This window comes from Streptomyces sp. T39 (assembly GCF_008042045.1).
In the GTDB taxonomy this organism is placed as follows: domain Bacteria; phylum Actinomycetota; class Actinomycetes; order Streptomycetales; family Streptomycetaceae; genus Streptomyces.
Genome location: NZ_RDBP01000049.1, coordinates 23,223 through 43,377 on the forward strand (window position 1 = coordinate 23,223; position 20,155 = coordinate 43,377).

Annotated in this window: 16 protein-coding genes and 1 pseudogene; 10 read left to right on the top strand and 7 right to left on the bottom strand. The window is 74.0% G+C overall.

Annotated elements, in window-relative coordinates; translation table 11 throughout:
* Nucleotides 1-837: 837 nt before the first annotated feature.
* The 4 genes from EAO77_RS30010 to EAO77_RS30025 all read left to right on the top strand — a co-directional run bounded on the left by EAO77_RS30010 (nt 838) and on the right by EAO77_RS30025 (nt 7,129).
* Nucleotides 838-2,256, top strand: coding sequence for a family 2B encapsulin nanocompartment shell protein (locus tag EAO77_RS30010; protein WP_147991480.1), 1,419 nt, complete (start codon nt 838-840; stop codon nt 2,254-2,256).
* A 263-nt stretch (nt 2,257-2,519) separates the two neighbouring features.
* Entirely contained in the window at nt 2,520-3,863 is a 1,344-nt protein-coding gene (locus tag EAO77_RS30015) for a family 2 encapsulin nanocompartment cargo protein terpene cyclase (protein ID WP_222723710.1), read from the top strand.
* A complete protein-coding gene (locus EAO77_RS30020) occupies nt 3,794-4,759 on the top strand; it encodes a geranyl diphosphate 2-C-methyltransferase (protein WP_410088736.1) in 966 nt (321 codons plus the stop codon). Before EAO77_RS30015 ends, EAO77_RS30020 begins: the two co-directional genes overlap by 70 nt.
* A gap of 804 nt (nt 4,760-5,563) precedes the next feature.
* Nucleotides 5,564-7,129: a polysaccharide lyase family 1 protein gene (locus tag EAO77_RS30025; protein WP_147991482.1), complete on the top strand. Its 1,566-nt coding sequence runs from the start codon at nt 5,564-5,566 to the stop codon at nt 7,127-7,129.
* A gap of 202 nt (nt 7,130-7,331) precedes the next feature.
* On the opposite strand, the gene EAO77_RS30030 is transcribed toward EAO77_RS30025, so the two are convergent.
* The 5 genes and pseudogenes from EAO77_RS30030 to EAO77_RS30050 form a co-directional block, all read right to left on the bottom strand.
* Nucleotides 7,332-7,976 carry a TIGR03086 family metal-binding protein gene (locus EAO77_RS30030; RefSeq protein WP_147991538.1) on the bottom strand — a complete coding sequence of 215 codons (645 nt, stop codon included), beginning with the start codon at nt 7,974-7,976 and terminating at the stop codon, nt 7,332-7,334.
* The gene (locus EAO77_RS38975) at nt 7,963-8,544 is read right to left on the bottom strand and encodes a hypothetical protein (protein WP_187283476.1); all 582 of its coding nucleotides are present in this window, start codon (nt 8,542-8,544) and stop codon (nt 7,963-7,965) included. The genes EAO77_RS30030 and EAO77_RS38975 overlap by 14 nt, the downstream gene beginning before the upstream one ends.
* Nucleotides 8,545-8,681: 137 nt before the next feature.
* On the bottom strand, nt 8,682-9,326 hold the full coding sequence (locus tag EAO77_RS30040; protein ID WP_147991483.1) for a TetR/AcrR family transcriptional regulator: 645 nt from the start codon (nt 9,324-9,326) through the stop codon (nt 8,682-8,684).
* Between the two features lie 22 nt (nt 9,327-9,348).
* Nucleotides 9,349-12,198: a LuxR family transcriptional regulator gene (locus tag EAO77_RS30045; protein WP_261994197.1), complete on the bottom strand. Its 2,850-nt coding sequence runs from the start codon at nt 12,196-12,198 to the stop codon at nt 9,349-9,351.
* A gap of 720 nt (nt 12,199-12,918) precedes the next feature.
* Nucleotides 12,919-13,086: pseudogene (locus EAO77_RS30050) on the bottom strand (Lrp/AsnC ligand binding domain-containing protein); the annotation flags it as partial.
* A gap of 30 nt (nt 13,087-13,116) precedes the next feature.
* Here EAO77_RS30050 and EAO77_RS30055 point away from each other — a divergent pair.
* The 5 genes from EAO77_RS30055 (at nt 13,117) to EAO77_RS30075 (ending at nt 17,102) form a co-directional block, all read left to right on the top strand.
* Complete coding sequence (locus EAO77_RS30055; RefSeq protein WP_147991485.1) at nt 13,117-13,809, top strand: HAD family hydrolase; 693 nt, start codon at nt 13,117-13,119, stop codon at nt 13,807-13,809.
* 264 nt (nt 13,810-14,073) lie between these two features.
* On the top strand, nt 14,074-14,568 hold the full coding sequence (locus EAO77_RS30060; protein WP_147991486.1) for a DUF2617 family protein: 495 nt from the start codon (nt 14,074-14,076) through the stop codon (nt 14,566-14,568).
* Nucleotides 14,565-14,981: a DUF4247 domain-containing protein gene (locus EAO77_RS30065; protein ID WP_147991487.1), complete on the top strand. Its 417-nt coding sequence runs from the start codon at nt 14,565-14,567 to the stop codon at nt 14,979-14,981. The genes EAO77_RS30060 and EAO77_RS30065 overlap by 4 nt, the downstream gene beginning before the upstream one ends.
* Before the next feature lie 82 nt (nt 14,982-15,063).
* A complete protein-coding gene (locus tag EAO77_RS30070; protein WP_147991488.1) occupies nt 15,064-15,501 on the top strand; it encodes a DUF350 domain-containing protein in 438 nt (145 codons plus the stop codon).
* 5 nt (nt 15,502-15,506) lie between these two features.
* Nucleotides 15,507-17,102, top strand: a complete 1,596-nt coding sequence (locus EAO77_RS30075) for a polyamine aminopropyltransferase (RefSeq protein WP_147991489.1) — start codon at nt 15,507-15,509, stop codon at nt 17,100-17,102.
* Nucleotides 17,103-17,132: 30 nt separating this feature from the next.
* Here the strand turns inward: EAO77_RS30075 and EAO77_RS30080 are convergent, their stop codons facing one another.
* Nucleotides 17,133-18,041 carry an EamA family transporter gene (locus EAO77_RS30080; protein WP_147991490.1) on the bottom strand — a complete coding sequence of 303 codons (909 nt, stop codon included), beginning with the start codon at nt 18,039-18,041 and terminating at the stop codon, nt 17,133-17,135.
* Nucleotides 18,042-18,121: 80 nt separating this feature from the next.
* Between EAO77_RS30080 and EAO77_RS30085 the strand changes: the two genes are divergently transcribed.
* Nucleotides 18,122-19,114, top strand: coding sequence for a LysR family transcriptional regulator (locus EAO77_RS30085; protein ID WP_147991491.1), 993 nt, complete (start codon nt 18,122-18,124; stop codon nt 19,112-19,114).
* A 154-nt stretch (nt 19,115-19,268) separates the two neighbouring features.
* Here the strand turns inward: EAO77_RS30085 and EAO77_RS30090 are convergent, their stop codons facing one another.
* A complete protein-coding gene (locus EAO77_RS30090) occupies nt 19,269-20,090 on the bottom strand; it encodes a siderophore-interacting protein (protein ID WP_187283477.1) in 822 nt (273 codons plus the stop codon).
* Between the last annotated feature and the right edge of the window lie 65 nt (nt 20,091-20,155).

Below are 20,155 nucleotides of genomic sequence, written 5' to 3' on the forward strand. Positions count from 1 at the left end.
GTTCTGCTCTCCGCGCTGGGCTCCCTGCGGGTCCGCGACCGGGAGCACACGGTGCGCGTGTTCTTCCCCAAGGCGGGCGCCGCGAAAACGCACGTCACCGACGACGACAGGCCGGTGCTGCCGTCCGCCGTCACACGGTCCGTGACCGAGGTCCTCACGGCGGAGGTCCTGCGCCGGGCCGGCCGCGGTGCCCCGGTCGGCGTCGCCGTGGTGGACGCCGCCCTGGACGGGGTGATCGCGCCGTTCACCGAACGGACCGCGTCCCGTGCCCTGGTGACCCTCCCGCGCGGCAGTGAACTCGCGCTGCCCGACGGCCGGTCGCTGCGGCTGTTCCTGACCTGGACGGAGAGCGAGGCCTCCGGCCGGACCGGCATCCGCAGGCATCCGCAGCAGCCAGCGGGAGGTGATCTCCTGCATCTGCGGCGCGGACTTGGTCGTCGACGCGAGGTTGCGGGCGGCCGCCGTGCTCAGGCGATCGGCCTGCGACGACACGTCCGCCTCCGGCGGGCGACCATCCCCACCCTCGCGTGCGGGCCGGTGCGGAGTGAACACAGCCGGCTGCCCGGGAGCCGCCCGGACGCGCTCCGGGCGCGTACGGGGCGCGCTGTTGATCGGATCATCTCCGCGTGCCTCGTCGCACGGATAAACCGACCGCGGAACAAGATCACTGCATCGAGGTAATGCAGATGGCCTCAGGCCGTGAGCAGGGGTCACGGGCCGTTACTGTTTTCCCGGGATCCAGGCGAATTCCCTGAATTTGGCCGCCTTTTCCTCTTTCCTCCGTCGGTGCACACGTCTGTGCCCAGCGAACACCCCCCGCGAAGGAGACCTCGTCCGATGACAGTTGAGACCGACCAGGAAGTGCGGACGGAGCAGCAGCTCCAGCAGCAGTCCAGCCTGAGCACGGCGGCCGCCCGCAACCTCGCGTCGACGACCAAGTCCGCGCCGCAGATGCAGGAGATCACCTCCCGCTGGCTGCTGCGGATGCTTCCGTGGGTCGAGGCCAAGGGCGGTTCCTACCGGGTGAACCGGCGGCTGAGCTACACCGTCGGCGACGGGCGCATCGAGTTCCTCCAGGACGGCTCCGAGGTCCGGGTGATCCCCCGCGAGCTCGGCGAACTGGCCCTGCTGCGCGGCTTCGAGGACGTGGAGGTGCTCAGCGCCCTCGCGGACCGCTGCGTCCAGCGCGAGTTCCGCGCCGGGGAGGTTCTGGTCGAACGGGGCGCCCCCGCCGAGCAGATCCATCTGATCGCCCACGGCCGGATCAGCCAGACCGCGGTCGGCAAGTACGGCGACGAGGTCACCGTCGCGACCCGCGCCGACGGCGACCAGTTCGGCGAGAACGCCCTGCTGGACACCGACGCCACCTGGGACTACACCGCCACCGCCGAGACCGCGGGCACCCTGCTCACCCTGTCCCGGAGCGACTTCGCGTCGGTGCTCTCCTCGGCGCCGAGCCTCCAGGAGCACATCCAGAACTTCAGCTCGCTGCCCCAGCAGCGGCAGAACCGCCACGGCGAGGCCGAGATCGCGATGTCGGCCGGCCACGTCGGCGAGGCCGTGCTGCCGGGCGCCTTCGTGGACTACGAGCTCCGCCCGAGGGAGTACGAACTCTCCGTCGCACAGACCGTGCTGCGGGTCCACACCAGGGTCGCCGACCTCTACAACGGCCCTCACAACCAGACCGAGGAACAACTCCGGCTCACCATCGAGGCGTTGCGGGAGCGCCAGGAGCACGAGCTGATCAACAACAGGGAGTTCGGCCTTCTCCACAACGCCGACTTCAAGCAGCGCCTCCAGCCCCACTCGGGCCCGCCCACCCCGGACGACCTGGACGAGCTGCTCTGCCGCCGCCGCGGCACCCGGCTGATGCTGGCCCACCCGCGGACGATCGCCGCGATCGGCCGTGAGTTCAACGCCCGCGGACTGTACCCGGACCACGTCGACGTCGGCGGGCAGCAGGTCCCGGCCTGGCGCGGGGTGCCGATCCTGCCCTGCAACAAGATCCCCATCAGCAAGGAGAGCACCAGTTCCATCCTCGCGATGCGTACCGGTGAGGACAACCAGGGCGTCATCGGTCTGTTCCAGACCGGCCTGCCGGAGGAGTACGAGCCCGGTCTGTCGGTGCGCTTCATGGGCATCAGCGAGCAGGCCATCATCTCGTACCTGGTCAGCACCTACTACTCCGCCGCGATCCTCGTGCCCGACGCGCTCGGTGTCCTGGAGAACGTGCAGATCGCCCGCAAGCGGGACTGACCCCCGCCGGTAGGGGCCGCGCGGCTGCCGCAGGGGCGCCGTGCCGGTGAAGGGTGAGCCAGGTGCCCCTGGCGCGGGGGCGCCCGGATCCGGTAGTGCCACCCCGGCGCGGGCCGGCGACGCCCGTGCCCGGCCGGGCTGCCGAACGTGCGGCAGCCCGCCGACCGCGCGGCCCGCGCCCCCGTCCGCGGCGCGGACGTCGCGTCCCGGACGAGGGCGCGGGCCCGCAAGCCCTCACCCCCCACCTCAGCAAGGAGTCACGGATGCCCGATCCCGGGCCCTCCCCCCTTCCGCCGGGCCTGCCCGTCGGCCCGGGCGGCCATGTGCTCCCCGAAGCGGGTCGGGCCGACGGGCAGGCCCGGCGGAAGGGGGGCCCCGCCGCCCCCGAGGCGCGGCCCGCCGCGCCCTGGGCGTTCCCCACCACGGGAGCCGTGCCGGCGCCCCCGGCGCCGGACGCCGGCCGTCCCGCCGCACCCCCGGAGCCGGACACCGGGACGACGGCGCGGGCCACCCCTGCCCTGGCCCGGATCCTCCGGGGCCCCAGCGGTCTCGGCACCGAGAGCCTCCGGCTCGCCGCCCCTCCCGGCAGGACGCCGCGGCCCGCCGCGTCCGCGACCCCGGCGGCGGACGGTCCCGCCGTCCCCGGCCTCTACCACCACCCCGTGGCGGAGCCGGACCCCGCGCGGGTGGAGGAGGTCAGCCGCAGGATCAAGGACTGGGCCGTCGACGAGGTCCGGCTGTTCCCGGACGAGTGGGAGGGCGAGTTCGACGGCTTCTCCGTCGGGCGCTACATGGTCGCCTGCCATCCGGACGCGCCCAGCGTCGAGCACGTCATGGTCGCCACCCGCCTGATGGTCGCGGAGAACGCCGTCGACGACTGCTACTGCGAGGACCACGGCGGTTCGCCCATCGGACTCGGCGGCCGGCTGCTGCTCGCCCACACCGCGCTGGACCCGCTCCACACGACCGGGGAGTACCAGCCGCAGTGGGCCGAGTCGCTGCACGCGGACGCCCCCCGCCGCGCCTACCGCTCCGCCATGGAGTACTTCGTGCGCCAGGCCACGCCCTCGCAGGCCGACCGGTACCGGCACGACATGGCGCGCCTGCACATGGGCTACCTCGCGGAGGCCGCCTGGGCGCAGACCGACCACACCCCGGAGGTGTGGGAGTACCTGGCCATGCGGCAGTTCAACAACTTCCGGCCCTGCCCCACCATCACGGACACCGTCGGGGGCTACGAACTCCCGGCGGACCTGCACGCGCAGCCCGCCATGCAACGGGTCCTCGCGCTCGCCGGGAACGCCACCACCATCGTCAACGACCTGTACTCGTACACCAAGGAGCTGGCATCGCCCGGCCGGCACCTCAACCTGCCCGTGGTGATCGCCGACCGCGAGGGCCTCTCCGAGCGGGACGCCTACCTGAAGGCGGTCGACGTCCACAACGACCTCATGCGCGACTTCGAGGCCGAGGCCGCCGCGCTGGCGGCCGCATGCCCCGTCCCGACCGTGCTGCGCTTCCTGCGGGGAGTGGCCGTGTGGGTCGACGGCAACCACTACTGGCACCGCACCAACACCTACCGATACAGCCTGCCCGACTTCTGGTAAGAAACGGATTTCCTGTGACCACCGAACTCACCACCGCCAACGGCACCTCCGCCTTCGTCCCCGCCCCGGCCTCGCCGTACCAGGGGGACATCGCCCGGTACTGGGACCAGGAGGCCAGGCCCGTGAACCTGCGCCTCGGCGACGTGGACGGGCTCTACCACCACCACTACGGCATCGGCGACGTGGACCGGGCCGCCCTCGGGGACCCCGGGGACGCCGCGTACGACAAGAGGCTGGTCGCGGAGCTCCACCGCCTGGAGTCGGCCCAGGCGGAGGTCCTCCTCGACCACCTCGGGCCCATCGGGCGCGACGACCTGCTGGTGGACGCGGGCTGCGGGCGGGGCGGCTCGATGGTGATGGCCCACCAGCGCTTCGGCTGCTCCGTCGAGGGTGTCACCCTCTCGGCCAAGCAGGCCGACTTCGCCAACCGGCGCGCCCATGAACTCGGCATCGAGGACCGGGTCCACGCCCGCGTGTGCAACATGCTCGACACGCCCTTCGAGACCGGCCGGGCCGCCGGCTCGTGGAACAACGAGTCCAGCATGTACGTGGATCTGCACGACCTCTTCGCCGAGCACTCCCGTGTCCTGGGCGTCGGCGGACGCTACGTGACCATCACCGGCTGCTGGAACCCGCGGTACGGGCAGCCGTCGAAGTGGGTCTCCCAGATCAACGCCCACTTCGAGTGCAACATCCACTCCCGCCGCGAGTACCTGCGCGCGATGGCCGACAACCGTCTCGTGCCGCAGGCCGTCGTCGACCTCACCCCGGACACCCTCCCGTACTGGGAGCTGCGGGCCACCTCCTCCCTGGTCACCGGGATCGAGGAGGCGTTCATCAACTCGTACAAGGACGGCTCCTTCCAGTACGTGCTGATCGCCGCCGACCGCGTCTGACGCGCACCCGCGCCCGGCGGCCCCACCGAACCGGTGGGGCCGCCCGCCGTGCACGTCCCCGATCCGCCGCCCCGACCGGGCGTCCTGCCGGGCCGGGCCCGTCCTGCCGACGGGTCCGGCCCGGCGGTGCGTGCCGGGCCCGGTCCCGCCGGGCGGCCGTGTGTGCCAACCGCCGTCGGCGGAGGCGCCGGTGACGCCGGCTCACTCCTGGTGCCCGTCGGGCGAACTCCTCGTCCCGGGTGCGTCCAAAGCCTTGCCATCGCAATGCGGGACCTCTAGTGTCGCCGCCAGCAAGCGCTTTCCCCGTGGGGCGGGGAACGCTGCGCCCAGTGCGTCCGTCGCGGTGTCCATGGTGATCCCGCGTGCCGGCCGCCACCGATTCCGGCACGGGCCTCTGCCCGGGAAGCCGACGCGTGGGACCCGTGGGGCGGGCCCTGACGCCGACGCACCGTGCCGTCCGCCGCGGAACGTGCGGCGACGCGACCTCTGGAGAAGCGGCCGGTCAGGCCGTCGCCCAGGGCTGCCGTCGCACCGTCGGCGCCCTCGCCGCCGGGTCCGTCCGACCGGCGGATCCTGCGACGGACCGGCGGGGACGTCACCGCGGCCGGGTGCCGCCGACGCATGCCCTCCACCGTGCCGTCGGCCACCCGGCGCGGACCGGCCGCGCCTAGATCCGGCCGGAGAACGACCGGGGACGGGGCGGCAACCACACCGGCCACCAGGAACCACCACGGTATGCAGCAGCAAGCAGCACCCCCTTCGACCGACCACACGAACCATTCGACACACAATCGGGAGACCACGATGAGGCGACCAGTCGCACTGCGACTCTGTGCGGGGCTGGCCACGACGGCCGTTGCGGCGGCGGCCGGTGTGATGCTGACGATGCCCACCGCGTCCGCGGCGACCGGTGGCGTCACCGGCTACGCGACGCAGAACGGCGGGACGACCGGTGGCGCCGGCGGGCAGACCGTGCGCGCAACCACCGGCACCGCGATCCACCAGGCACTGTGCGGCCGGGCCAGCAGCAGCACCCCGATCACCATCCAGGTCGAGGGCACGATCAACCACGGCAACACCGCCAAGGTGTCCGGCGAAAGCTGCAACACCGCGGCCGGGGTGATCGAGCTGAAGCAGATCAGCAACGTCACCATCGTCGGTGTGGGCAACGGCGCGGTCTTCGACCAACTCGGCATCCACATACGCGAGTCCAGCAACATCATCATCCAGAACGTCACCGTGAAGAACGTCAAGAAGTCGGGCTCGCCCACCTCCAACGGCGGAGACGCCATCAGCATGGAGAGCGGCGTCCGCAACGTCTGGGTCGACCACACCACCCTGGAGGCGTCGGGCGGCGAGTCGGAGGGCTTCGACGGCCTCTTCGACATGAAGGACAACACCCAGTACGTGACGCTGTCCTACAGCACGCTGCGCAACTCCGGCCGCGGCGGCCTGATCGGGTCCAGCGAGTCGGACGTCTCCAACGGCTTCATCACGTTCCACCACAACCTGTACGAGAACATCGACTCCCGCGCGCCCCTGCTGCGCGGCGGCGTCGCCCACATGTACAACAACCACTACCTGCGCCTGAACGAGTCCGGGATCAACTCCCGTGCCGGGGCCCGCGCCAAGGTGGACAACAACTACTTCGAGGACTCCAAGGACGTCCTGGGCACCTTCTACACGGACGCGGCCGGCACCTGGCACGTCAGCGGCAACGTCTTCGACAACGTCACCTGGTCCGCCAAGGGCACCGACAACAACCCGGCCGGCCCGGACGTGAAGTCCACCACCACCGTCAGCGTCCCGTACTCCTTCGGCCTCGACCCGGCCAACTGTGTGCCGGACGTGGTGAGCCGGACGGCGGGCGCGAACAAGGGCCTCCAGGTGTCGGACGGCAACTGCACCCCGCAGACGCCGAACCCGACCGAGCCGACGCCCACCCCGACCGAGCCCACCGAGCCGCCGACCAGCCCCTCGCCGACCCCGACCCAGCCCAGTGGCACCAACCTGAGCCTCACCGCCGGCGCCGACGGCTCCAGCAAGGCGGACGGCACCAGCTACGGCAACGTCCGCGACGGCAACCTCGGCACCCACTGGTCGCCTGCCGGTGCGACCGGATCCGTCTCCGTCAAGTGGGGCTCCGCCACGACCGTCTCCAAGATCGCGATCAAGGAGGCCTCGGGCTCCGCGGGCAGCATCAAGGGCTGGCGGGTCCTCAACGGTGACACCGGGACCGTCCTGGCCTCGGGCACCGGTGTCGGCAGCGTGATCTCCATCCCGCAGACCTCGGCCCGCAAGTTCACCTTCGAGATCACCGGCTCGACCGGCACGCCGAAGGTCGCCGAGTTCGAGACCTACGCGGGATAGCGGTCGCCCGTCCAGGACCTGCGCGGGACCAGGGGCCCGGGGCGTGAGCCGCAGGTCCGGGCGGACGGCGTCGTCGCCGGCCCGCCGTGACGAGGGCTCCCGCCACCCGGGTGCGGGTGGCGGGAGCCCTCGCCGATGCCGTCCGCCCGCGCGGGCGGCATCGACGCATGTGACCGTGCGGGCGGACCGCCGCGGACGCCGATCAGTGGTCGCCGGCGCCCGCTTCCCGGGCGGAGGCGGCGAGCGCGGGGGTCCAGCCCGGCACGCGCCCGAGGGCCGCGAGCGCCCGGTCGAACGGGCCGGCGCCCGGGGCGGGCGGCACCGCGGGGCCGAAGAGCGCGTCCTCGTCGAAGCGGCGCGCGTCGTCGGGGACGCGCAGCGCGATGCGCAGCACCGCCTCGGCCGCCGTCCCGCCGGGGGAGAAGCCCACCCCGAGGGTCCTGGCGACGTCCCAGGCGTGGACCGTGTGGTCGAGGAAGTGGAATCCGATCGCGACCCGCCCGGGGAAACCCCGGGCGGGGTCGACCTCGGGAAGCACGAACTCCCGTTCGCCGACGCCGTCCTCGGCGAACGCGGCGATCACCTCGGCGGCCGCCGCACGGTGTGCGGCCACCGGGTCGTCCGTCCGGTGCACCTGCCAGACGGACCGTCCGGCGCCCTCGCCGCGGGCCGCCGCGGCGAATCCGCGGTTCTGAGCCGTCATATGGGCCACCAGTCGGCGCAGCGTCCACCCGTCGCAGGGAGTGGGGCGGGCCAGGTCGCCGGGCTCCGCGAGGGACAGCAGCCGCACCGTCTCCTTCACCGCGCTCCGGTCCAGCGCGCGGATGTCCGTGTCATGCGTGTCCATGGGTGCTCCTCTCCGCGGACCGCCGCCCGGTGCGCCGGGACGGCCCGGGGTCCGTGTCCGGCAGAAGCCGGCGGTCGATCAGGCCGTCCAGGTGGTCCTTGAACGCCTGGTTGGGGCCGGGGCGCGCATCGTCGTGACCCGGCCAGGGGCGGGTGCCGCGCAGGAGTCCGAGGGCGGACTCCAGGATCTCCCCGTGACACCGGGGCCCGGCCTCCGTCCAGGTCGCGGAGCGCAGGAGGCCCCGGTCGCGGTGGGTGCGGACGATGCGCCGGTGGTCCGGGCGGGCGACGAACGCCAGGAGGTCCTGCGCCGTCCACCACACCGAGACCGAACCGCTGCGCGGCCGGACGGGATGCGGGTCCAGCCACAGCCACATGCCGGCCGACCCCGTCGTCCGCGGCCAGGTGCGGCGCAGACGGAGGCCGGCCAGCGCGACGGGAAGGGTGTCGGCGCGGCGGTGCGCGACGAACTCGGTGACGCTCACGAGGACCTGCCCCGTCCCCGTCGCGTCCGTCGTGCCCCCGGCGGGGCCGGGCTGCCACGGGGTGGTCCAGATGGTGCGGGGCATGGTCTGCCGCCTCCGATGGTCGGGGTGATCCGTGCGAAACAATGTATGCGAACGGTCGTGCTTATTTATGCACCGGTCGAGGACATGGCCGAAACTGATCGCTCCGGGGGGAGTGGTTCACGCGGGCGCCGAGCCGGTCACACCCCGGCCGGGAGGCGGGCGCTGCCGGTGGCCGCCTCCCGCAGCCGCGCGAGGATGCCGGACGCCGCCCTCCCGTACCCCGACGGGTCGCCGTCGAGGACGGAGGCCGTGTTCGCCGCCTCCAGCAGCGCGGCGATCTCGAAGGCGAGCTGGGCGACGTCGGCGTCCTCCCGGAGCTCACCCGCCCGCCGCGCGTCGGCCAGCGTCCCCTCCAGGAAGAGGTGCCACTGCGTCCGCGCCGCGGCGACCGCGTCGCGGACCCGGCCCTCCCGGGAGGCGTACTCCGCCGAGACGAAGGCGAAGAAGCACCCGCCGCGGAAGACGCGCTCCCGCGAGTACGCGAGCCAGCCCGTGCACAGACGCCACACCCGGTCCGTGCCCGGCGGCAGCTCCGCGACGGGCTCCACGACATGGTCGAGGAAGATCCGGCCCGCCGCGCGGACGGTGGCCAGCTGGAGGTCCTCCTTGGACCCGAAGAGCGCGAACACCCCGCTCTTGCTGAGCCCCAGCTCGGTCGCCAGACGCCCCAGGGACAGCCCTTCGAGGCCCTCGACCGAGGCGATGTCGACGGTGCGCCGCAGGATCAGCCGCCGGGTCCGGTCCCCCCGCTCGATCCGCCCGTCCGTCCGCACGTCTGCCATGTGCAGCAGTCTAGTGACGAGGTCAGCTGTTGAGCGCCGTCGCCAGCTGCGCCCGCGAACGGACGTCCAGCTTCTGGTAGATGCGCGTCAGACGGGCCTCCACCGTCTTCACGCTCAGATACAGCTTGGCCGCCGCCTCCTGGTTGCTCGCGCCCTCGCCCACCAGCCGGGCCAGCCGCAGCTCCGCGTCGGTCAGGCCCGACAGCGCGCCGCCGGCCGCCGCGGCCGGCGCCTCCGCCGCGACCGCGGGAGTCTCCGACGCCAGCGCCAGCCAGGGCACCGCACCGACCCGCTCGAAGACCGTGGCCGCCTGCTGGAGGGCGTGCGCGGCGGCCGAACGCCGGCGCCTGCGGCGCTCGACGCGGGCGAGCGTGATCAGCGCCCTGCCGTGCTCCAGTGGCAGACCGGCCGCCTCGAAGCCGGCGCCGACCTCCCGCAGCAGCGCCGCGGCCTCGTCCGGACGCCCGCCCGCCGCCAGCCGTACCGCGTCCGCCCGGTCGCAGCCCAGCAGCACCGTCGTACGGCCCAGCCGGTGCGCCACCGGCCGCACCCCGTCGAGCACCGCCGCGGCCTCCGTCAGACCGTCGCACGCCACCAGGGCCTCGGCCAGCTCCTCGTGCCAGCGCAGCATCGAGGGGTCGACCGCCCCCTGCCCCCGCTCGCTCGCCTGCACGCGCCGAAGGGTCTCCAGCGCGTTGGAGACGTCCCCGACGAGCAACTGCACCCGGCCGAGCGCGTAGAGGCTGCGGGAGAGGAACACATGGTCGCCCTCCTCCTCCGAGGCGCGCACACTGCGCCGGGCGTAGCTCGCCGCCCGGGCGAAGCTGCCGCCCGCGGTCTCCGCGAGAGCCAGCGCGTACCAGGCGGGGCCGGGGGAGAGGCCCGCCTCCAGGGTGAGGGCGAGCGAGCGCCCCGCGTGGGCGAGCGCGTCGGCGCACCGGCCCTGCCGGGCCTCGACCTCGGAGAGCGTGCGGAACAGCTCGATCGCGTCCTCGACCGGGCCGCGCCGCTCGACCAGCGGCAGCAGGGTCGCCAGCTGCGTCCGCGCCTCCACCAGCCGGTCGTCGAACAGGGCATGACGGACCGTCAGGATCTGGGCCGCATTGCGCACCCCCAACGGCCGCTCCACCACCTCCAGGGCGCGGGCACGGGCGAGCACCCCCTCGGCGTCCGGGGCGCCCAGGAAGCGGTCCATCCGGGCCTGCACGGTCAGGGCCTTGGCCGCCGTGCCGTCGTCCCCGGCCGATCCGGCGAGCTCCGCGGACTCGACGGCGGCCGCCCGGGAGCGCACCGGGTCGCCGTCGGCCAGCACGTACTTCATCGCCAGCCGCAGCAGCACGGCGGCCCGCAGCGCGGTGTCGCCCTCCGAGTCCTCCATGGCGTGCGCGTAGATCTCGTCGAGGCCCGCGAGCCCCTGGCCGGCCGTGTCCAGCACGGCGAGCCGGGCGCGGACCCGGTCCGCGGGCGCCGCGTCGCGTGCCAGCAGATCGGTCGCCGCGCGCATCGCCAGGTCGGCGCGGGCCGCGCGGGCCCCCTCCTCGGCGGCCTCCACCAGCCGCGTGATGCGCCGGTCCCCGTGCAGCCCGGGTGTCGACTCCGCGGCGAGCATGGCCAGTTCGGCCGCGAGGGTGGTGTTGCCCCGACGGCGCGCGGTCTCGACGGCCGCCGACACCTCCGCGGCCAGCCGCTCGTCGGGGACGTCGGTGGCGAGCGCCCGGTGGCGCACGGCCTCCACCGGATCGTCCACGACGAGCGCGAGCGCCGCGTGCCCGGTGCTGCGCTCCAACCAGCAGGCGTCGTGGACGAGCGTGGACGGCAGCACACCCGCGGAGAACGCGACCGTGCCGTCCTCGGTCAGCCGGATCAGCGAGGCGCGCTCGGCGGCGGCCAGATCCGCCTCGGCGCTCGGCCGGCCGGCCCGCCGGATCAGCGACGCGGACGGGCGCAGCGCCAGCGCGGCGAGCAGCAGGGTCTCCCGGACACCCTGCGGCACCGCACCGAGCAGCCCCCGGGCGAGGTCGCGCGCCCGGCCCGACAGCGACAGCGCCTCCGCGTGGTGCACAGGGGTCCTGGCGTCCGCGAGGGACCGGCCCACCGCCAGCGCCAGCCGCGGGTTGCCGCCGCTGGCCTTGTGGATGCGGCCCGCCATCCGGGACGGCAGCCGGTGGTGGATGAGCAGCTCGGCGATCTCGTCCGCGTGCAGCGGGGGCACGTTCACCACATCCGCCTCGGACGGCTCCCACAACGGGGTGATCCCCGGCACGGCGGGTGCGCCCTCCTCCTGGTCCGGCGGGTAGGCCGCGGGGGTGTCCACGGCGAGCGCGCGCAGGGCGGGGGGCGCCAGGTGCAGGGCGAAACGCAGCAGATCGGCACTGGCCGGATCGATGTACTGGACGCCGTCCAGGACCAGCAGCGCGGGGCCGCGCGCCGCGAGACGCCGCAGCACATGGGCGAGGGCGAGACGCAGCGCGACGGGGTCGCAGCCCTCCTCGGGCATCGGCGCCTCACGGCACAGCATGGCGACGGCGGCGCGCTGCGGGCCGGGGAGGCCGTCGAGGACGCCGGCGCCGGGCTCCTGGTCCGGCTCCTGGCCGTGCTGCCGGCCGGAGGCCGAGGCCGACGCCGCGACGGAGGCGATGAGCGCGGCGGCGGCCGCCCCCGGGATGTCGCGGTCGGCCGGCAGCGCGGCCAGCCAGAGCACCGCCTCGCCGCGGGCCTCGGCCCGCGCGGCGACACCGAGCACGACCTCGGTCTTGCCGACCCCGGGCGGGCCGGTGAGCAGAGCGCGTCCGCCGGTGGCCAGAACGCGGTCCAGGCGGGCCAGCAGCTCCGTGCGCCCGACCGGCGCGGCGCGGTACTCCGCCGGTCCCATCGGCCCACCACCACCTTCCGGCGTGCGCGGGCCCCCTGCCCGTTCGAGCAGAGGATACGAACCCTGCCGCGCGCGTCCAGGCCCGTTGTCCGGCATACGGACAGGTCTGGACTTGCCTCCAGCGCGGAGTGAGAGGTTCCGCTGCGGCTCGCACGGCTCTGACCAGCGAGGACGCCCTGCCGGGCGGGTGTCGGGAGGGCCGGGGGCGGCCGATGGTGTAGCCGGGGTCACGCGGTGCGGATCTGCTCAGTAGATGGCTGGATCTCGCTGTCGCGGGCTGCGGTGACCGGTGGGGCGGGGCCCGGAGCCCGGTCGGGGTGCGGGCGTGCGGCGCGGGAACCGTGGTCGTTCAGCGTGGGGGCTGCGTCCCACGATTCCCCCGGGCCGGGTGAGCCCGCGCGCCGCCGCTCGGCACGTCGGCCCTGGGTGGGGCCGACACCGGACGTCCGTCCGTCGTGCACCTGACGGGCGGGGCGGGGACCTCGCGGGCCAGGGCGTCACGGGGACGTCCGCTACGGCAGACAGTAGGAAACGCGGAGGTGAACGCGATACGGGGAAAACCCTTGTCGCGGGTGGCGCTTGGAGGGCGTTCGGCTGAGGTTGCCGGCCGCGTGCGGGCTCGGCGGTGGGCGCACCCCCGCTGCGCGGGGGTGTCCTCACGCCCCGGAGGAGTCGGCGTCGCCCGCCGACCGGGCGGCAACCACGTACAGGGCAGTGCGTCCGGCCCACCGACTCGACCAGCGGCAGCACCCGGTACGCCACCCGCTCGCGCAGCGCCATCTCCGTGCGGGTGCGCACGACGCCCGGCAGGCTGATCAACCGCTGGACCACGTCCTCCAGATGCCCGTTGTCCCGCGCGGCGACCCGGGTGAGCAGGTCTCCGCCGCCCCCGGACCGAGGGTTGGCATGCTGGGGGCCATGAGCACCTCATCCGCCCCCGCGGTGGTCTTCGACCTCGACGGCACCCTCGTGGACAGCGAACCCAACTACTACGAGGCGGGGCGCAGGCTGCTCCAGGCCCATGGCGTGGACGGCTTCGACTGGGAGGAGCACACCGCGTTCATCGGCATCGGCACGCGCGAGACGCTGGAGGTGCTGCGCGCCCGGTACGCGATCGACGCCTCGCTGGAGGATCTGCTGGCGGGCAAGAACCGGCTGTATCTGGAGCTGGCGCGGCAGTCGACGGCCGTCTTCCCGGAGATGCGCCGGTTCACGGGCCTGCTGGCGGCGGCGGGGGTGCCCATGGCGGTGGCCTCGGGCTCGTCGCGGGCGGCGATCGACGCCGTCCTCGCGGGCACCGGCCTCGACGCGCACATCCCGGTGGTGGTCTCCGCCGAGGAGGTGGCGCGGGGCAAGCCGGAGCCCGACGTCTTCCTGGAAGCGGCACGGCGGCTGGGCGCCGCTCCCGCGGACTGCGTGGTGGTGGAGGACGCGCCGCCGGGCGCCGCCGCGGCGCGCGCCGCGGGCATGCGCTGCATCGCCGTCCCCTATGTCGCGGCGACGGCGGACGACCCGGCTTTCCTGGCGGCGGACCTCCGGTTCCCGGGCGGCCAGGGGGAGTTCACCGCCCGGGCCGCTTTCGACTGGCTGCTCGGCGACGGCGGGCGCTGACGGGTCCGGGGCCCGGACGCCAGGGGCGGGGAGCGCGCAGCGCGCGCGGGAGCCGCCTTCGGGCGCGCGCCGACGCTGTGCCATACTCGGCGCGCTCACTGCCCGTTCCATGTCGTGGGGATCACCGTTGAAGCCCGAGTCCGCCGTCGTCGGCACCGGATGCGCCGCCGGCACCCGAGCTGTCCCCACCTGGGCGGATGTGTCCGGATCATGCGCTGTGCGCCGCTCGTCCGGCGGCCGCCGGGGCTGCGAGGCCGACCGCGCGTGAACGGCATAGCACTGACGACCCCTTACCTGGACACGGACGCGGATCAGCTCTCCTTCTCCCTGGATCAGGGCCGGCTCGACGCACTGGCCGTCAGGGAGGTGTCCGTCGGCGGGACCGGGGTCCAGCTGCGGCTGCTGGGCGCCTCGCACCAGGTCCTCGCCGGGCCCGTCTGCGAGACGGTGGCCTGTCTGCCGGGCGTCGCGGGCGGCCTGCCGGCTTCCGCCGCACGGGAGTTCGAGGGCTGGACCTACCGCTTCGGCGCCCTGGTCGAGCGGCTGCCCGGGGACCGGTTCAGCGAGCGGGTCGCGTGGATCCGCGAGCGTTCCGACGGCGAGGCGGCCGCGCTGTACGGCATTTTCCCCGGCTCCCCCGAGGCCGTCACCGCCCTGTGCGTCGAGCGGAACGGTTCCGGCCTGAGCTGGCGCACCTGGCACACCTATCCGCAGAGCCGCCAGATCGTGGCGACGCACACCCGGCTGGAGGCCCGATGAAGACCGCCCGAATCATCAGCGCGACCATACTGGCGGCGGCCGCGCTGACCGCCTGCGGCAGCGACGACGACGACAACGACCACAACGCCGTGCCCTCGTCCTGGATCCGGCAGCAGTACAGCGCCGCGACGACCGGCTCGGGCTACGTCGACACGGTCGACAGGCTGCCGGCCGTGGCCAAGGAGATCGACGGTCACGCCGCCGCCCGGGACCGCATCAGCTCCACCGACGTGGAACTGCTGCGCTACCGGGACGACATCGTCGCGGTCACCCCGCTGGCGAGCGGCGGCAGCCGGATCGAGATAGACGACTACCGCACCGGTTACAACCGCTGGCAGACGCGCATCGGCAGCATGTGGCCCGACCCGGCGAGCAGTTCCTTCCGCGGCGGCGGCCCGGGCGAGGGCAAGTAGCCGCCCGGCCCCTCCGGCCCCGCCCCGCCCCGTTCCGCTTCCTCCGCCCGGACTTCCCGACGACGTACCCGAAAGGCACCCCGTGTCCGAGATATTCGAGTCGGCAGGCATCGCCCTGCTCTACGGCCTGGTCGGCTTCGTCGTGATGGCGGTCGGCTTCATCGCGCTCGACCTCGTCACGCCCGGCAAGCTCGTCCACGTGGTGTGGACCGAGCGCAACCGCGGCGCGGCGGTCCTGCTGGCCGGCCAGACGATCGCCATCGGTCTCGTCATCGACCAGTCCATCCGGGCGAGCGAGTCCGAACAGGGCCTCGACTACGGCCTGTTGAGCACCCTGCTGTACGGGCTCGCCGGTGTGGTCGTGATGACCCTGGTGTCGGTCATCGTCGGCCTGCTGACGCCCGGCAGGCTGGGTCATGCCGTGCTGGACGACAACGGCGACCGCCCCCACCCCGCCGCCTGGGTCCAGGCCGCGATGTACATCGGCACGGCCTTCATGGTCGGCGCCGCCGTCTCGTAGCACCCGTGGGCACCACCACCCCGGCCGCGACGGCTCCGGCCGCCGCGGCCGCACGGCCCGTGCACTCGCGCGGGGCGCGTTTCCTGCTGCTGTTCGCGGTCTTCCTGTGCGCCGCCTGCGGGCTCGTGTACGAGCTGGCGCTGACGGCGCTGGGCAGCTACCTCATCGGCAACTCGGTGATGCAGACCTCGGTCGTCATCTCCGTCATCGTCTTCGCGATGGGCATCGGGTCGCTCGCGGCCAAACCCCTCCAGAAGCGCGCGGTCGGCGCCTTCGCGCTCGTCGAGGGGCTGCTCGCGCTCGCCGGCGGCCTGTCGGTGCTCGTGCTGTACGTGTGCTTCGCCTGGCTGCGCGTCTACATGCCGGCGATGGTGGTCGTCTCGTTCGTCGTCGGTCTCCTGATCGGGGCCGAGATCCCGCTGCTGATGACGCTGCTGCAGCGCATCCGGCGCCAGGAGGCGGGCAGCGCGGTCGCCGACATCTTCGCCGTCGACTACATCGGCGCCCTCATCGGCGGCCTGTGCTTCCCGCTGCTGCTGCTGCCGGTCTTCGGGCAGCTCAAGGGCGCCCTGGTGGTGGGGGGCGTCAATGCGCTGGCCGGGGTGCTCGTCGTCCTGTGGATCTTCCGGCGCCAGACCCGGCGGGTGGTGCGGATCGGCCTGCTGACGGGGATGGCCGTGGTGATGGCCGCGCTCGGCACGGTGTACGTCCTCGCCGACGACATCGAGGTGACGGCACGTCAGCAGCTGTACCGCGACCCGATCATCCACGCCGAGACGACGCCGTACCAGGACATCGTGGTGACACGGTCGACCGCGTTCACCGGGGAGCAGGACACCCGGCTGTTCCTCAACGGCGACCTGCAGTTCTCGTCCGTGGACGAGTACCGCTACCACGAGGCCCTGGTCCATCCGGCGATGTCGGGCGAGCACTCCTCGGTGCTCGTCCTGGGCGGCGGTGACGCCCTCGCGCTGCGGGAGGTGCTGCGTTACGACGACGTCGAGAAGGTCACACTGGTCGACCTGGACCCCGCGATGACCCGGCTGGCCGGTGACTTCGGGCCGCTGCGCGACCTCAACGGCCGGGCGCTCGCGGATCCGCGGGTGACGGCGGTCAACGCGGACGCCTTCAACTGGCTTCGGGACGCGCGCGGACGCTACGACACGGTCGTCATCGACTTCCCCGACCCGGACACGGCGGCGCTGGCCAAGCTGTACTCGGTGGAGTTCTACCACCTGCTGCGGAAGGTGCTGACGGCCGAGAGCCAGGTCGTCGTCCAGGCGGGATCGCCGTTCTTCGCGCCCAAGTCGTACTGGTCGATCGCGGCGACGATCGGCGCGGCGGGCTACGGCACGACCGCCTACCAGGTGGACGTCCCCAGCTTCGGCAACTGGGGTTATGTGCTCGCCCGTCCGGGCGGGGAGGGAGCGCCGGAGCTGCGTCTCGCCGACGACCTCCCGCCGCTGCGCTTCCTCGACGACGCGGTCCTGGAGGCGGCCACCGTCTTCCCGGTCGACCGCCGCCCGCAGAAGGTCCGGGCCAGCACGCTGATGGACCCGGTGGTGCTGGAGTACTCGCGCCACGAATGGAAGAACTACTGAACCGCTGACGGACCCGCGCCCGGCACCGCCTCACGCACGGCGCCGGGCGCCGGTCGCGGGGAGCTGGCCCGCGACGATGGCGGCGAGCGCCAGGGCGAAGCCCGCGAGCTGGACGGGGCCGAAGGTCTCGTCCAGCAGGGCGGCGCCCAGTCCCGCGGCGACCAGCGGCGTGAGCAGGACCAGCACCGCGACGGAGCCGACGGGCAGGGTGCCGATGCCGCGGAACCACAGGATGTAGGAGATCAGGCCGCCGGCCGTGCCGAGCCACAGGTAGCCTGCCGCGGCTCCCGGCCCGATCGCCGGCGGGGCCCCTTCGGCGAGGGCGGTGACCGGCAGCAGGAACAGGCCGCCGGCGGTCAGCTGCCAGCCGGCGAAGGCGGTGGGCCCCACCCCGGCGGGGCGCCCCCAGCGCTTGGTGAGGGTCACCCCGAGCGCCATCGCGGACGCGCCGCCGAGGGCCGCGAGGAAGCCGGCGAGGTCGAACGCGGCGCCGGGGCCGAGCACCACCAGGCCCACGCCGGCCACCCCGGCCAGCCCCCACCCGAGACGCCGGCCCGACAGCCCCTCCCTCAGCAGCGGCACGGCGAGGAGTGCCACGACGAGCGGCTGGGCCGCTGCCACCGTCCCGGCGACGCCGCCGGGCAGGCGCTCGGCGGCCACGAACAGCAGGGGGAAGAGCAGCCCCATGTTCAGCACGCCGAGCACCGCCGCCCTGCCCCACCACACCCCGCGCGGCAGGGTGCGGGTGACCGCCAGGGCGATCAGGCCGCCGGGCAGGGCCCGCAGCAGTGCCGCGAACAACGGGTGCCCCGGCGGCAGGAGTTCGGTGGTGACGGCATAGGTCGTGCCCCACGCCATCGGTGCGAGCGCGGTCAGCAGGGTACGGGGCAGGCGTCCGCCGGGCGCGCGAACACCCGTGGACGCGACGGAACGTGTCATGGGGGCCAGTTTCACCGGGCGGCGATCCATGAGTCCAACACATGCTTGTCAGCCCATCGATCTCGTATCACGATGCATCGATGGAGCTCCAGCAGATGCGTTACGTGGTCGCCGTCGCCGAGACCGGCAGTTTCACCCGGGCAGCCGAGCGGTGCCTGGTCGTCCAGTCCGCGCTGAGTCACCAGATCGCGCGCCTGGAGCGGGAGTTGGGTGCGAGGCTGTTCGAGCGGACCAGCCGCCGGGTGCGGCTGACGCCTGCCGGGACGGCGTTCCTGCCGGCCGCGCGCCAGTGCCTGGACGCCGCCGGACGGGCGGCAGCGGAAGTCGCGGCCGCCGTCGGCGAGGTACGCGGACGGCTCACCGTGGGCCTGATTCCGAGCGTCGCCGCGGTCGACATCCCAGGAGCGCTGCGCGACTTCCACCGCCTCCATCCGGAGGTGCGCATCGGTCTGCGGGTGGGCGCGAGCGAGGAACTGGCCGAACAGGTCCGTCAGGGAGCGGTCGACGTGGCGTTCCTCGGGCTGCCGACGTCGTCGGCGCCGCCGCGGGGCGTGCACGCCCGGGAGCTGGCCCGCGACCGGCTGGTGGCGGTCGTCGCGCCGGACCACGCCCTCGCCGGCGGCCCCGCGGTCGGTCTGCGGAGGCTGTCGCGCGAGGTCTTCGTGGACCTGCCCGCCGGGACGGCCGGGCGGGTCCAGTCCGACCAGGCGTTCACGGCGGCGGGGCTGGTCCGGGACGTGGCCTTCGAGGTGACCAACGCGGACTTCCTGGCACGGCTGGTCGGTCAGGGCCTGGGCATCGCCCTGCTCCCCGCCGCCTATGCCCGCCGGCTCGCCGGCGTCACCACGGTCGAGGTGACGAACGGCCCGGTCCGCGTCGAGTACGCCGTCTGGAGCCGGGCCGGCCACACGCCCGCGTCCCGCGCCTTCTTCGGCCTGCTCGGCATCCCCGCGGGCCCGGGCGACGCCGCCGGCGAGCGGCCGGGCGCCGGCCCGGACGCGGCAGCCGCGCCCGACGACCCCGGCGCGCCGGGCACGGCAGGAGCGCCCGGCGCCGCGGTGGGCAGGGCGTAGGGCCGGGGCGGAACCGCCGAAGGCGGGCGCCGGAGCGGGCGGCACGGGTCCGGGTGCGGCCGGTGCCGTGCGGGTCGGGTGCCGGACGGGACCGGTGCCGGGTGCGGCCGGTGCCGGGCGGGACGGGTGCCGGGTGCGGCCGGTGCCCGTCCGGTCAGGCCGCGTGGCTGGTCTCGTGCTTCCAGAAGCCGGAGAAGGTGATGCGGTCCTTCGGCAGCCCCAGGCGGTGCAGGTGCCTGCGCCCCTCGGTGGCCAGTGCCGACTCGCCGACGACGAAGGCGTATCCGGCGGCGTCGACCGAGGTGTGGCGCAGGAGTTCGGCGAGGGCGGCGGTGCCGGGCACGGAACGGCTGTCGCGGCGCACGACCCAGGTGACCGCCACCCCGGGCGGTGCGTCCATGGTCCGGCGGTCGCCCGCGGTGGGCACCTCCTGGATGACACGTCCGACGGTGTCGCGCGGCAGGGAGCGCAGGATGCCCGCGGTGGCCGGGAGGCCGGTCTCGTCGGCCACGACCAGGACCTCGGTGGCGTCCTCGGGACGGTCGAACAGGATGCCCTGGTCCAGCACGGCGAGCGCGTCCCCCGGGCGGGCCGAGCACGCCCAGATCGCGGCCCGGCCCTCCAGTTCGCCCGTGGGGCCGCAGTGCAGGACGAAGTCGATGTCCATCTCGGCCTCGTCCGCGCGGAAGCCGGCCACGGTGTAGTTGGCGCAGTGGGGCCGCTCGCGCTCGGGGATGGCGAGGTAGGGCTGCCACCACCGGGTCCCGGTGAACTCCGGGAGCCTCAGCGCACCGCGCTGGTGGGGAAGTTGCAGGAAGAGGCGGAACCAGTGGTCGTAGCCCAGCCACGGGAACCGGCCGAGCTCGGGACCGGTGACCGTCACGCGCTGGACGGAGGGGGACATCCGTGCGGAACGCACGACCTCGGCCCGGAACATGCCGGGCTGCTCCGGTGTGAGCCGGTGGATCTTCGCCATGAGGCAAGGTTAGCCTTACCGAACCTGCCTGGGGAGTCCGGGTGCCGATCCCGGTCCCGTTCGCG

Coding starts and splice junctions, on each gene's coding strand:
- EAO77_RS30010 (WP_147991480.1), top strand. CDS start 838: ATGACAGTTGAGACCGACCAGGAAGTGCGGACGGAGCAGCAGCTCCAG.
- EAO77_RS30015 (WP_222723710.1), top strand. CDS start 2,520: ATGCCCGATCCCGGGCCCTCCCCCCTTCCGCCGGGCCTGCCCGTCGGC.
- EAO77_RS30025 (WP_147991482.1), top strand. CDS start 5,564: ATGAGGCGACCAGTCGCACTGCGACTCTGTGCGGGGCTGGCCACGACG.
- EAO77_RS30030 (WP_147991538.1), bottom strand. CDS start 7,976: ATGGACACGCATGACACGGACATCCGCGCGCTGGACCGGAGCGCGGTG.
- EAO77_RS38975 (WP_187283476.1), bottom strand. CDS start 8,544: ATGCCCCGCACCATCTGGACCACCCCGTGGCAGCCCGGCCCCGCCGGG.
- EAO77_RS30040 (WP_147991483.1), bottom strand. CDS start 9,326: ATGGCAGACGTGCGGACGGACGGGCGGATCGAGCGGGGGGACCGGACC.
- EAO77_RS30045 (WP_261994197.1), bottom strand. CDS start 12,198: ATGGGACCGGCGGAGTACCGCGCCGCGCCGGTCGGGCGCACGGAGCTG.
- EAO77_RS30055 (WP_147991485.1), top strand. CDS start 13,117: ATGAGCACCTCATCCGCCCCCGCGGTGGTCTTCGACCTCGACGGCACC.
- EAO77_RS30065 (WP_147991487.1), top strand. CDS start 14,565: ATGAAGACCGCCCGAATCATCAGCGCGACCATACTGGCGGCGGCCGCG.
- EAO77_RS30080 (WP_147991490.1), bottom strand. CDS start 18,041: ATGACACGTTCCGTCGCGTCCACGGGTGTTCGCGCGCCCGGCGGACGC.
- EAO77_RS30085 (WP_147991491.1), top strand. CDS start 18,122: ATGGAGCTCCAGCAGATGCGTTACGTGGTCGCCGTCGCCGAGACCGGC.
- EAO77_RS30090 (WP_187283477.1), bottom strand. CDS start 20,090: ATGGCGAAGATCCACCGGCTCACACCGGAGCAGCCCGGCATGTTCCGG.